The sequence below is a fragment of the Mycoplasmopsis sturni DSM 22021 genome, assembly GCF_000701485.1.
Classification (GTDB): domain Bacteria; phylum Bacillota_I; class Bacilli_A; order Mycoplasmatales; family Metamycoplasmataceae; genus Mycoplasmopsis; species Mycoplasmopsis sturni.
In genome coordinates this window covers 93,750-107,857 of record NZ_KL370785.1, presented here as the reverse complement: position 1 = coordinate 107,857, position 14,108 = coordinate 93,750, and the positions used below count along the sequence as shown (strand labels likewise).

Sequence of the window (14,108 nt, the reverse complement as noted above, 5' to 3'; positions counted from 1 at the left end):
TTCAATATTAAATTAGATATAAAAGGAAAAAGTATGACTATTTTTACTTTTTCACTAACAAAATAGGAGATAACATGCGTCTAAAAAATAAACTTATCTTAGGTGCTTCTGCATTATCACTTGTACCTCTTACAGCGCTTTCATGTTCAAATGAAAGAAGTGCTGAAGAAAACAAGAAGATCATGAATGCAGTTGCATCAACTGTTCAGGTTTCAGTTTTTGATAAAGACTCACAATACGGGCGTGAAAGAATTAAAACAAACATTAGTGATGTTTATTCAACATACGTTTCAAAAATTGAAGATGTAAGATTTTATGCTTATGATACTAAAAAGTATGAAGTAGTAAATGTTTCATTTCTTAATTTAAATACTAAAACCGAAGTTAAATTCCAATTAAAAGACATTAAAACAGGGACTTTAAGTGATGTTCAAACTTATGTAATCAGAGGATTCAAACCAAATCCAGAATACACAACAAGCTTAACAGCTAAACAAGTTGATAGTGTTGAACTTTATAAACGTGAACTTGAATATCAAGCAAATGTAAATGCACAAGCTACTGTTGATGCTTTTAAAGGTCTAGAACAATATTTATCAGAAGCAGATTTTGATTACTCATCAGAACAATTCAACAAAGATTTAGAATCACTTAAGTCATACTTAACCTTTATTTTCAACAGATATAAAGACGAAAATTACACAACTAATTTTGAAATTACAAGTTTAGGTGAATATTTAGAACACCAAGTTGATCAATTCTTAGATAAATTTACTCAATACAAACCAGCTTATGATAGATTACTTTCTCTAAAAGCTGCACATTATTTAAGAAAACCTGAAGATAATCAAAAATTCACACAAGAAGAAATTTCTGCATATACTAAGGAATTTAAAGATAGAGCTGAAAAAGCTCAAAATAGTGTTTATTGATTCATTAATGATGAACTTAGACAAAAATACCAAACCAAACTTTCAAATATTCTTGATGAACTTAGCATCTTAGAAGATAAAAAAGATGAAACAAAATTACAAGTAATTTTAGGGCAATTTAGAAACTTAGACCTTACACCTAAAGATAAAGTTAATTATGCTATTTTAAGACTTTTAAATAATGTTGATGGTGGTTATAAAGTTCTTAATGATCTTGAAGCAGAAATTAAAGCATTACAAGCTATCGATGAAGCTAAACCAGCTACAGAAGAACAAAGAGCAATTGCTGAAAGATACAAAGAGTTAATTAAATATACTCAATATGATATTGAAAGATTCACAAGAGATAAAGACGGAAAAATTGGAGAAACTTCAGAATACAAAGATAATTGAGCAAATCCAGTCACGCCTGAAGTAGCTTTACAAAGTGAAGTAGACTTTTGAAATAATCAAAAAGAAGCACTTAAACTACCTGAAAATTCTTGATATTCACCAAAACAATTTGATAATGACGTTAAAACAGTTGAAGAGTTTTATAGATTCTTACAACGTCAAAATGTTACTGATTTTGACGATCCTCAAACAGCACATTGAGATTTTGAAGTAAATAATTATTATCAATACATTAAATATAATGTTGATGTTTTTGAAGAAAACTATCCTGAATATGAAGCTTCAATTAAAAGATTAAACACCTTACTTGCTAATAAAGAAATTAAAGAAAATCCTAACAACTTTAGTGATGAAAAAGCTAAAGAAGTTGCAGATAAAGCAAATACTAAATTTGCAGAATTAATTCAAAAACCTGAATTTAGAGCAATTTTACTTGATGAATATAGAGATGTATTTGGTGGAGAAAACATTAATAAATATGGTACTATTGATGGAAAACCTGTTTTATGAGATAATGCTTCAGAAGCGGAAAAATTCAAAGCATTAATTGAATCACTTAAAGATAATAAAGATAACTTTAAAGTTATTTGAGCTTCAGAATTAGTATGATTAAATATATCAAAAACTGGTTTTGTTAAATCAAGATTAGATGCAATTAATTCATTATTACAAGATCCAAAAAATGAAGAAAATAAAGACAAAGACATCGAAAATCAATGACAAGATATTTACGCAAAAGCAGAATATCTCAAAGATGATGTTAAAAAAGATTCAGAAAACTACATACATAATTTCTTAGTTAGAGAATATTCAATTCAAGTTCAAAGATGATTAGATAAATTAGAAAAAGATTACCAAACAATTAATGGTAGAGACGTAACAGAACAACAAGCTGCTGATGCAGTTGATATGCAAAAGTGACTTTACTTTGCTAAAAACCAATTGATCGAAACTAATTTACCAAATGAAAATTCAGGAGATACAATTATTTCAAAAACTGCTTCTGAATTAGAAGCTGAAGCTCTTAAAGTTGAAGAAGCAAATTGAAAAGCACTTAATAAAGAAAGCGATCCTATTTATGTAGAATTCCCGGAATTATTTGAAAGTGATTTAGATAAATGAATTAAATTCTTAAGCTTCTTACAATCACAAAAAGAATTAAGTGAAGAAGAAAAGAAAGAACTTGAAAGCAAAAAAGATGCCAAAAGTAACGAAAAACTTAGATTTAGTAGTTTTATCGAAAGTGCTGTTACATGAAGTTATGCTTTTAATGATATTCAAAATGAAGGTGACTATTATAGATCAAATATCGATCTATTTATGAGTAGATTATATGAACAAGGAACAATTGAAGCTTATGGTAGATTAAGAGGTCTTGAAGCTTATAATTGAATTAAAAGTCCACAAAGCCAAGATAATCCAAAATTAAACGAAGAATTAATTACACCTGAAGCATTAGAACAACTTTATAAAGATTTAGCTAATGAAGCTCAAAAATTATTCTTTGTAGATATGACTAATGAAAATGCCGAAGAATCTTCATTAAAACCTAAAAACGGTGTTGCGGCTCAACTTTATGATGATTTATTTGAAGTTATTAAAGGTTACTTTAAGTATTACTCTGTAATTAAAGAACAAAAAGATACAGATGAAGAAAAAGCAGCATTACTTCATGATTATAACTATACATTCAAAAATGATGAAGAAAACCTATCACTTCGTGATAGATATCTTGAATATCTATTTTTAAGTCAACTTAGAAATGAGCTTTACAAATTATCAGATAGTTATGAAGATACACCTGTAAACGACGAACATCGTACACAAATTGAAGAACTTAAAAACTATTTAAATGATTTTGATGTAAATAAAAAACAAGAAAACATCGATTTTATCAAAAATAAAGTACTTACACTTCTTTCAAGAAATGAAGGTGAAAAAGCTAAATATAGCCAAGAATTATTCTTAGGAAGCGAGTACAATGCCGAAGATGGTGAAAACGCTAAAATTGGTGGAGATCTTGCAAATATTATTAATTTCTGAGACTTTTTAAGTCAACATTCAGCTATTAAAGACTTACAAAAACAAGATTTATGAAAATTAAATGGAGCTTCTTTAAATGATGATGGAACATCATTGTCAATTGATGGCGAGGAAGTTAACGATTATTCATTATCTCAATATGCAAACAATAGAGTTGGTGATTACCAAGACTTAGAGAAAAAATACCGCGAATCAATGACAAGAGTTGCTTCATATATTGCTGAATCATTCTTAGAAAATGACAACATTGATCCAAGATATTCAGAACAAATTTCAGCAATTAAAACAGAAATTGAAAAATTCATTAAAGAATACGAAGATTTCAAAAAAGACTCAGATAAACAAGAAAATCTTAAGTTAGAACAATTTAAAGATGAAATTGCAGAATTAGATGCTTTAACTGAAGAATTAAAATTAATTAAAGAAGAAGGTGCTAATTTTGATTCTCAAAAAAGAAAATACTACATGGCGCTTCCTGACAATAGCATTCCTACAGATAACTTTTTAAGAGTAGAAGCTTTATCTAACTACATTCTTAAATTAAAAGCTTTTATAGCTCATTATAACTTCTATGTAGGTGATAAGTTAACTCAAGCACATAAAGAAGATGTTGAGAAAAAACTTAAAGAACTTAAAGATAATCTTTATCTTGTAAGCGATCTTGAAAAAGTACAAAATGATCTTCTTCAAGTTAATAGTCAATTTATTCACCCAGCACATGATGCGCAACCAAATACTGATAAAACACTTGCGCACGATTACACTCTTGAAGAAAGAAGCGAAAAAGATAGCTTAACAAGAGATGTTAAATTAATTATTAACTTCTATTCAAAAGCACAAATTCTTAAAGCTTTACTTGATACAGTTATTTCAAGAGATTCAGAAAGAAGTTACACAAAAGCAATTCAATATTACACACAAACATTTGATATTGCTAAACAAGAGTATGAAAAAGCTTTAACTAGAATTTACACAAACAAAAAAGATTACTTTATGCAATTAGCTTACAAGTTTTCTAACTATGTTTTAGATACTAAATTCTACCAACAATATATTGAAAACGATCAAAACCTTAAAGCTCAAATTAACTCAGCTAAAACTTGATACAATGATACTCTTAAATTATTTGGATTAAATTCTAAAAACGAAGATGATTCAGCTATTACCGAAGCAGATAAACAAAAAGTGGTTGAGCATATTTTTGAACAAGCTAAATCACTTACTAAATTAAGTAATAGTGATGAATCTGCTAAAGCAGCAGTTGATAAAATGAATTTCACCACTGCTCTTAATTATGCTATTATCCAATTTAGAGATACATCAAAACCTTTCCTTGATAAAGTAGATCAAGTAGATAAAGAAAATACAGAATCTTCAAACCAAACAGATAATAAAGAGGAAGCACAACCTCAAGAATAAAATTAATAAAATCGCCAATAAGGCGATTTTATTAATCTAGAAAAATAAGAAAAACTCACTTTAAAAAGCGAGTTTTTTATTTACTAATTAAGGCGAATTCTTCACCGGTTTTTACATTTTTTGAATTAATTTGAATCTTTTTAAGTTCTGAATCATTAGTAACAATAAAGACGATGTGAGAATCTAATTTATCATTTGCTAAACGATCAAATTCAATTTCCATTAAATCTGAACCTTGAGAGATAGTTTTATTTACTTGTACTTTTGAATTAAGTCCGATTCCATTTAACTTATATGAATCAAGACCAAATAACATTAAAACTTCAAGACCATTTGGGTGTTTTAAAATAAGTTGGTGTCTGCTTGCAGGCATTAATGTAACTGTTCCTGTAAAAGGAGCAAGTAAAGTCATTTTTTGTTTTTCGTTAACTTTAATGGCAAATCCTTTTCCAGCTAATCCTTGAGCAATAATTTCATTATTTAAGTCTTTAAGATCAACAATTTCACCAGTAATAGGTGCAATTAATTTAACTTGATTTAAAGCTGATTTATCAAATGCATTTTCACTTGCTACTTCAACATTACATCCTTGTTCGTTTACTTCGCAAAGAGCAAGTTGTTCTGGATCTTCTTTAAGTTTTGAAATACTTGCTTTAATTTCTTTATTAAGTTCTTCAGCTTCTAATCCAAAAATTGCTTGAACGTGTTTTTGTCCATCAAAAATAATTACGTCAAGAGCACCTAATTCTTTAAGTTTTTCAACGTTAACAAATGCTAAATTTTTAACGTCATATCTTAAACGCGACACACAGTTATTGTATGCAATAATGTTGTAAACACCACCAAAAGCTGAGACAATATCTTTAACTTTTTGTGAAATATTTTGTGACATATAACCTCACTTTAATATATATTTATAATTAAAAATATTATATAAATTTTTTACCATTTAAGATACTAAAGATAGTAAAAAAATCAAAAAAAGCGAAATTTTACCACATAGCACAAAAATAAATAAAATTTTATATAATTAAAACAAATTGGATGGAGGTAATCTTGACAAATAAACGAAAAATTTGGTATTTAAGTAGTTTAATGGTTATGTTTCTTATTTTTGTCATTTTATTACTGATTCCTTTGATAAAACAAGCCAATAATTTTTTAGTAGTTATAGGCTTGACTTTTGCTATTGTTGTTATTTTAGTTGTAGAAATTTTCATGTTATACAAAATTGTTACTAGTTTTATTGCATCAAGAGAGTTAGCGAAAAATTCTTTTAATGTTTTTGTTGAAGAAATTATGGCCAACAATAATATTGGTATCATTATTTATGATGCTTCACAAAAAATCATTTGAAGTAGTACTTTTATAAAAACCAAGTTTAAGGGTGATTTTATTAATTGAGACATTGGGGAATTTTTTCATAAATTTCATTTTCCAGGAAGTACTAATCATAAAATTGATCTAAATCAAAGCAAAATCGAGTTTCATGATGAAAATAGCGTCTTTGAAGCTCAATTTTGACAAGCTAGCAATACTGTTGTTATACGGGATATTTCTACTGAATACTTATTTAAAACAGAAGCTGATGAGCAAAAAACTGTTATTGGAGAAATTGAAATTGATAACTATCAACTTTATCAATCAATTTTATCTGAAGAACATTTTTTTAGAATTAACAAAATTATTATTGATACCATTGAAGAATATGTGCGTAAATATAATTTAATTTATCGTCAGTATACTAATGGAAAATTTATCATTATTACTAATCAAAAAGTATTAGATAGTCTTAAAGAACAAAAATTTGACCTTTTTGTAAATTTAAACCAAAAAGCCGCTACAATTGGAGGAGTTATCAATAAACTTTCAGTTTCAGTTGGTTTTGCAACCGGGTGAAGTTCCTTAAATGAGCAATTAGAACAAGCTAAAAAAGCCCTACTACAAGCTCAAAGTAGAGGCGGAGATCAAATTGCTATTTTTTCAAATAGTAGCACACCATTATATTATGGTTCAAATAGTGAAATTATTCCTGACACTAATCGTACCAAAGTTAAAAATATTGCTCTTGAATTGCAGCAAAAACTCGAAAGCAATGAAATTAATAAAGTTATTATTTATGGACATTCATTAGCTGATTTAGATGCAATAGGAGCTTCTTTTGGGATTTATGAATTAGCTAAACATTATGGAAAAGAAGTTTATATAGGTAATAATACATTTGATAATACTGCTATTAACATTTTTAGTGATTCTTATTTAGATAAAAAAGAATTAAAGGATGCATATAGTATTAAAAATATGCAATATTTAACTAAAATTACAGATGGAAATACACTGGTTGTTTTTGTTGATAATTCAGATATTATGCGTACGGATAACCCTGATGCATTGATTAATTCAAACCGTAATAACGTCTTTATTATTGATCATCACCGTATTTATAAAGAGATTGATTATTGTCCACGAAGTAATATTTACATTGAGACATCTGCTTCCTCAGCAAGTGAAATTGTCACTGAAATTTTAGCATTTATCCAGACAGGAAAAGAAATTTCCAGAGTTGCAGCCCAACTTTTACTCAATGGAATTTACTTAGATACAAACCAATTTTCAAAATCAATTTCGTCTCGTACTTTTGAAGCAGCAGGATTTTTAGAAAGTAAAGGTGCGCGAGGTGAAATTGCAGGAGAATTATTAAAAATTGACGAAAAAACCAAAGAAACCATTGCTAAATTACTTAGCAACTTAACAGAAGTAAAACCAGGATTTTTCCTAACATATTCAGATGTAGAAGCTTCTAATGATACCATTTCTATTGCTGCCAATGAAGTTTTAAAAATCAAGGGACGTCTTGCTTCATTTGTAGTTGCAAAATTAAAAGACGCTAAAAATCCAAATACTTATAAAGTTAGTGCTCGTGGTAATAACACTAATGTCCAAATTATTTGCGAATCCATTGGAGGCGGTGGACACTTTGGTGTAGCTGCAGCAGTTTCAACTGAGCCACTAGAAGTATTTGTAGATAACATTAAACATGCGATTGTCGCGACAGGAGAGAAATAATGAAAGTCATTTTATTAAAAGATTGTAAAGATGGAAAAGCCAATACTATTATTGAAGTAGCTAGCGGATACGCAACTAACTTTTTAATTAAGCAAGGATTAGCGCTTCCATATAATGAAAAAACTGCTAAACAGCTTGATAAAAAACTCTTAGAATTACAAGCTAATGAGCACGAAAAAAGAACTCATTTTATTCATCTTAAAAGTCAACTTGAAGAGGTTACCTTGCACTACACCTTAGAAGGGGCTATTGATAAGCATGGTAATCTTCATATTCATAAAAGTATTTCAACTAAAGAAGTACATGAATCACTTAAAAAAATGGGATTTAACCTTCCAAAGCATGCACTTGAAAAAATTCATTTTGTTTCAGAAGGAAAACACGAAGTTATTGCAACTTTATACAAAGACATTCAAGCAACAATTAGACTTGAGGTAAAATTGCATGTTCAAAGATAGGCGAATATCTAATCGAGAAAATTATATTCAATTACTAACGCCACAAATTAGTGCCGATACAGTTTTTTATGATCGAGATTTGGAACGTCAAATTCTTAGTACAATGATCAGTTATTCAGAAAACCAAGAACAAGCAATTCAATATGTGCAAGAATATAATTTTTTTAACATTCAGAATCGACAATTATTTTTGCTCATTAAAAAACTTAAAGAGTTAAACGGAAGCACTTTTGCTCATTTTGGTATCGTTGAGCTAGAAAATAGCATTCAAAGTGATGAAATCAGAAATTCTGGTCTTTTTAATGATATTGATGATGCTTTTATTGCGGAAATTGCGCTTGTATCTTCTAACACTAGCCATTTTTTAGGGAATTTAGATCGTTTAATGAATCTAACTAAAATGCGCTATTTGGAGGCTTTTTATAAGCATCAAATTAAGCATTTTAACAACCAAGCTTTAACAAACGAAAGCCAATTATGAAGCAATGCTTTTTATGAATTGCAAAATTTTTTAGATGATAATTCACAAAACGCTATTGATGATTCTATTTTTGTCAAATTATCAGATACTTCTAATGAATTAATTCAAAAAGTTAGCGACATTAAAAGCGGACGCATGGAAACCAACTATTTAATGACTGGCTTTGATGGAATTGATAATCGTGTACATGGTTTTAAACCAGGTCAATTAATTATTCTTGCTGCTCGTCCTGGAGTAGGAAAAACCGCGCTAGCGCTTAATATAGCACGAAATATTGCCTTTAGTAGTTTTCGCCCTAATTCAGGTCATAGTCGCCCTAAAAACGTTGCTTTTATCTCACTGGAGATGTCTAATCATGAACTAACATCTAGATTCTTTGCTTCAAATGCACGGGTAGAATTACAAAAGATTCAAGTCGGAAAATATTTAACTAATGACGAATTTAATGCGCTTAAAGTGACGAATGTCCAATTTAGTAATTTAGGTGTTTATTTTGATGACAAACCTAGTGGTGATATTGATGAAATTGCTTTTAAGATTCGTAAACATTATAATGATCTCAATGGTCAATTAGACTTAGTTATTGTCGATTATTTACAGTTAATTCAATCTAAGCGTTTTGCCGGAAATAGACAAAATGAAGTAGCAACTATTTCCCGTACTCTTAAAACCTTAGCTTTAGAGCTAAAAATTCCAATTTTAGCACTTTCACAGCTTTCTCGTAATGTGGAACACCGTGAAGATAAATTGCCTCAATTACAAGATCTTCGTGATTCTGGGCAAATTGAGCAAGATGCTGATATTGTTATCTTTTTAAGTCGAAACAAGGATAATACTAGAGAAAATCAGTATAATACAGTTTTATCTATTGCTAAAAATAGAATGGGAGAACCGGGCATTCAAGGGATTCAATATGAAGGTCAATATGTTCTTTTTAAAGAATATCGTAAAGAAAATTAATAAGGAGAAAAACAATCATGAGTACAGATCCGAGTCTGTCTAAATGAGCACTTGATACAAGTGAACAAATTACTAAAATAAACAATGAGCAAGGACTAACTTGATACATTCAAGTTATTTTGCTTGTTGTGCTAATCTTTTTATTTATTTTAAGTGCAATTTTCAGTGGTTCTGAAACGGCTTATTCAACCATTTCGCCAGCTAAAGTTAATGATATGGTTGAAAATAAAATGACTAATGCTAAATTAATTGATAAGCAAAAAAAAGAGATTTAATCAAATTTTAAGCACTATTTTAATTGGTAATAATTTAGTTAATGTTGCTTCATCGGTATTAACTTCACTTTTATTAACTCAAATTATTCACTCTGAAGGTGTTGTTACAATTGTTTCCATTAGCATAGTTACGCCTTTACTTGTTATTTTTGGTGAGATTCTTCCAAAGTTACTAGCTAAATCATATGCTGATAAATATTTACAAATTTTTAGTCCTTTTATTGAATTTATGTACTGAATTTTATATTTATTAACACTTCCAGTAAGTAAATTCGGAAAGAAAGTTTTAGTAACTAATACCGAAGAAGAGCTCAAAACTATGATTAATTTAGCCCAAAATGAAGGGGTGCTGCAAACTGGTGAGAGCTTATTGGTCAAAAATGCTTTAGATCTTGATTCTACTAAAGTTCAAAAACATTATGTACGACTTAAAGATGTTTCATATCTTGATTATCGTGATAACATTGCCAAAGCACAAGAGATTTTTAAAGAAACCAAATACGGTCGAATTCCGGTGATGAAAGATGGTAATTTAATTGGGATAGTCATTTTAAAAGATATTTTCTTCTTAAAGCGTGGCAAAATCATTAACTATACTAAATCCGTTCCACTTGTATCGGAAAATTCGCTGTTATCATCAGCTTTAGAAAAAATGCGTAAAGCAAAAGCTCAAATGGCTTTTGTTGTGGAGAATAATAATTCAACACAAGTTAAAGGTATTATTACTATTGAAGATATCATCGAAGAAATTGTTGGTGAAATTTACGATGAACATGATGATTTTGAAGAAATTTATGAAATTTCCCTTGAAGAAGCTCGTGTAAAGTCTAATGTTTATATTTATGATGCATTCAAGCAATTAGATATTCCATTAAACCTATTAAGTGAGCAAGAAGAAGAAATGACCGTTGAGGAATATTTACTTTGAAAAACAAAAGATAAGAAACTTTATAAAAAAACCCAGTTTGTCTTAGATGAAAAATACAGTTTTAAGGTTTTTAAACAACCAACAAAACCAAAAGAAATAGCTTTAATTGAAATTAATAAATTATAAAAAACTATCGCTAGCGATAGTTTTTCTTTTTAGGTAATTTTCTTTGTTTGTTAATGGTTTTAACTAATTTAGCACTAAATTTAGTATACTTTAAAAATTCTAAATATATTATTTACTTAACTTTTTGTTAATTTAAAATAAAATTAAAATATAAATATTTTAAAGGAGTTTTTATGCCACTTAAAGATTTATTAAACTCTGAAAAACTGCACAAAAAAGAAAAACAGGAAGATCGTGACCCTGAGTATCTTGTGAATTTGCGAAAATTAGAGATTCAAAGAATCATTGAAGCAACTTATGATAGTGATCATAAAATCAAGCCAGAATTAACCCCAGAAGAAATTCAAAATAACAAACAAAAAGAAAAAAAACTACTTTATCTTAATATTTTTTACATTATCTTAACCATTATTTTCATTATTGCTTTAATTCTTGGTGCATATTTTATTGGTTCATAATGATTATTGCGATTTTAATTTTTAGTATTTTAAGTTTTGCCTTTTTAGTGGGGATTTTTTATTTTATTGTTTTACCAAATATTAAAGAATTTATTGCTTCTAAAATTATTAAAAACAAATATACATCACTAGGAAAATCTTCGCAACACCGACTTATTTATCAAATTAATGATGCTGTGGAATATCTTTCTAAACACAAAATAGGTGCCTTAATTACAATTGAAAACAACGATAATTTAGATAATTTAAGAACTGATGGAGTTATTTTAAATGCCAACATTACTTCTGGGCTTTTAATTTCTATCTTTAATAAAGAAAGTCCTTTGCATGATGGGGCTGTTATTATTCGTGATAATAAAATATATTATGCTTCTACTTTTTATAAAATTACCAAAAAAAGCCTCGATAATATGTTAGGTTCTCGTCACCGTGCTGCTTTGGGAATTTCTGAGCAATCTGATGCAACAACCATTGTAGTTTCTGAAGAAAGTGGTTCGGTTAAAATTATTAAAGGCTCAAACATTCAAAATGTTAAATTAGAAAACTTTAAAGAAGAATTGATCAAATACTTAAAAGATTAAAGGAGGTAATATGCGTGACGATATTCACAATGAATATGAAATTGGTTCAATTAAATTCTTAGAACAAGAATTAATTACTTTTGTAGGGTCCAAAAAAATTCAAGATTTACGTGATTTTGTTGAAGAATATCCAATGCCTGATATTGCTTATGCAGTAGAAAATCTTGAACCAGCTTATCAACTCTATATTTTGAGAATGCTTAAAACTCAAGAAGCTGCCGATTTATTTTCATATCTTGATGAACAAACCCAAAAACAATTAGTTGAAAGCTTAACAGCTGAAGAATCAGGGATGAAAATTCTTCAAGAGTTACAAACTGATGAATTAGCTGATGTTTTAGAAGAAACTCCGGCTAATTTAACTAGAAAAATTCTAAACAACACCGATCCAAGTAAAAGAGATAAAATTAATTCCATTTTATCTTACGAAAAAGAGCAAGTTGGAAGTATCATGAGTGTTGATATTTCTACTATTATTAATACTTTTACTGCTAAAAAAGCCCTTGCTAAAATTAGAAAGGACTACCGTAATAACATGGAATTATCACACAATATCTATGTTATTGATGAGGCAGGAAAATTACTTGGTTCAGTTACGTTAGAAGAGATTGTCTTTTCTGATGAAGATACTTTAATTGATGATATTTACGAACCGGTTAAACCAGTTTATACATCTGATTCTAAAGAAGCGGCATCACTTATTTTTGCCGACCAAGATCGTTCTACTTTACCGGTTATTAATCGTGAAAATTTTCTTATTGGGATGATTACTTCTGATGATGTAATTGATGTTATTCAAGAAGCAGCCACTGAAGATATTTATAAAATGTCCGGGATTAACCCAGATGCCGCTGAAGAAGATTATTTTAAAACAACGGTATGAAAGATCGTTAAATCCCGTATTTTTTGACTACTTATTTTAATGCTTTCAGCAACCTTAAGCCAATTAGTTATTCAAAAATTTACCGAAATTAGTGAAGACTTTCTAACTCAAACTCTTTTAATTACAATGCCTACAGCCATTATTGTTGGTCTTATTCCGGTAATCTCTGGTTCTGCAGGAAATGCTGGTTCTCAAAGTTCCACAACTATTACTCGTGCTGCGGCACTTGGTGAAATCGAATTTAAAGATACATGAAAAGCGGTTTGAAAAGAATTTAAAGTAGCCTTTATTGTCGGTATTATTATGTTTGTCTTTAACATTATTAGACTTTATATTTATTTTGCCCTTTTTTCAATGGATAATGACGGAAATGCTGATGATTTAAACCAACCTTCATGATGATCGTTAACTTTTGTTATTTTAGGTTCATCAATATCACTTTGATTTGTTGTTATTTTTGCTAAGTTTTTAGGAACTATTATTCCAATTATGGCAATTAGATTTAAAAAAGATCCAGCGGTTATGTCTGCGCCAATTTTAACAACACTTTCGGATGCTTTATCAACTTTGATTTTCTTTGGAATTAATATTGGAATGCTATATTTAGGGGTTAAACTAGGAGCAATTCCAACTAAAGAAATTGCCGCTGCAGCACCAGCTAATACAATTGAATCAAGCAAAGAATTATTTAACTTTATAACCAACATTAAAGATACCCCAAATCATCTTTTTCACTCTATATCACAAGCATTTTAAGGACCTTTATGAATGTAGCAAATATTGATCAAGTTAAGCTTTTAGCTGAACAAATTGTAGAAGCTAAAAAAGAATTAAAAGAATTAAATAAACAATTAAAAGATTTAGTTAAAGATACTGAAGTAGAATTTAACGAACCTCTTTCTAATGGCGGAAGAGTAGTTTATCAAAAATTTACCCCCAAACCATCATTTAACTATCGTGCGTATAGTGCATTTTTGCATGCTACTATTCAAACTAAAACTTTATCTGAAGGTGAGTTAGATAAAATTATTGAACAATTTACCGAGCAAAAACCCGATAAATGAAAAATACAAATTACTAAATAAATAAAATAAAAACAGGAGAA

Annotated in this window: 11 protein-coding genes; 10 read left to right on the top strand and 1 reads right to left on the bottom strand. The window is 28.8% G+C overall.

All coding sequences use genetic code 4. From position 1 onward, the window contains the following. The first annotated feature begins 74 nt into the window (after positions 1-74). Positions 75-4,787 (top strand): hypothetical protein, encoded by a 4,713-nt coding sequence (locus Q349_RS02025; RefSeq protein WP_036464538.1) that lies wholly within the window; start codon positions 75-77, stop codon positions 4,785-4,787. 76 nt (positions 4,788-4,863) lie between these two features. On the opposite strand, the gene Q349_RS02020 is transcribed toward Q349_RS02025, so the two are convergent. Next, on the bottom strand, positions 4,864-5,679 hold the full coding sequence (locus Q349_RS02020; RefSeq protein WP_036464535.1) for a PTS sugar transporter subunit IIAB: 816 nt from the start codon (positions 5,677-5,679) through the stop codon (positions 4,864-4,866). A gap of 209 nt (positions 5,680-5,888) precedes the next feature. Here Q349_RS02020 and Q349_RS02015 point away from each other — a divergent pair, with 209 nt between their 5' ends. The 9 genes from Q349_RS02015 (at position 5,889) to Q349_RS01980 (ending at position 14,088) form a co-directional block, all read left to right on the top strand. Further along, positions 5,889-7,853, top strand: a complete 1,965-nt coding sequence (locus tag Q349_RS02015) for a GGDEF domain-containing protein (RefSeq protein ID WP_245601328.1) — start codon at positions 5,889-5,891, stop codon at positions 7,851-7,853. Then, positions 7,853-8,311, top strand: coding sequence for a 50S ribosomal protein L9 (gene rplI, locus Q349_RS02010; protein WP_036464532.1), 459 nt, complete (start codon positions 7,853-7,855; stop codon positions 8,309-8,311). The genes Q349_RS02015 and rplI overlap by 1 nt, the downstream gene beginning before the upstream one ends. Beyond that, complete coding sequence (locus tag Q349_RS02005) at positions 8,298-9,752, top strand: DnaB-like helicase C-terminal domain-containing protein (RefSeq protein ID WP_036464530.1); 1,455 nt, start codon at positions 8,298-8,300, stop codon at positions 9,750-9,752. The genes rplI and Q349_RS02005 overlap by 14 nt, the downstream gene beginning before the upstream one ends. 17 nt (positions 9,753-9,769) lie before the next feature. Then, positions 9,770-10,027, top strand: a complete 258-nt coding sequence (locus tag Q349_RS03460) for a CNNM domain-containing protein (protein WP_245601327.1) — start codon at positions 9,770-9,772, stop codon at positions 10,025-10,027. Then, the gene (locus Q349_RS02000; RefSeq protein WP_245601326.1) at positions 10,002-11,081 is read left to right on the top strand and encodes a CNNM domain-containing protein; all 1,080 of its coding nucleotides are present in this window, start codon (positions 10,002-10,004) and stop codon (positions 11,079-11,081) included. Before Q349_RS03460 ends, Q349_RS02000 begins: the two co-directional genes overlap by 26 nt. A 173-nt stretch (positions 11,082-11,254) precedes the next feature. After that, a complete protein-coding gene (locus Q349_RS01995; protein ID WP_036464528.1) occupies positions 11,255-11,539 on the top strand; it encodes a hypothetical protein in 285 nt (94 codons plus the stop codon). After that, the gene (locus tag Q349_RS01990) at positions 11,539-12,120 is read left to right on the top strand and encodes a diadenylate cyclase (protein WP_051616755.1); all 582 of its coding nucleotides are present in this window, start codon (positions 11,539-11,541) and stop codon (positions 12,118-12,120) included. The genes Q349_RS01995 and Q349_RS01990 overlap by 1 nt, the downstream gene beginning before the upstream one ends. A 10-nt stretch (positions 12,121-12,130) precedes the next feature. Further along, on the top strand, positions 12,131-13,759 hold the full coding sequence (mgtE, locus tag Q349_RS01985; RefSeq protein ID WP_084270841.1) for a magnesium transporter: 1,629 nt from the start codon (positions 12,131-12,133) through the stop codon (positions 13,757-13,759). An 8-nt stretch (positions 13,760-13,767) separates the two neighbouring features. Further along, positions 13,768-14,088: a hypothetical protein gene (locus tag Q349_RS01980; RefSeq protein WP_036464527.1), complete on the top strand. Its 321-nt coding sequence runs from the start codon at positions 13,768-13,770 to the stop codon at positions 14,086-14,088. The last annotated feature ends 20 nt before the right edge of the window (positions 14,089-14,108 follow it).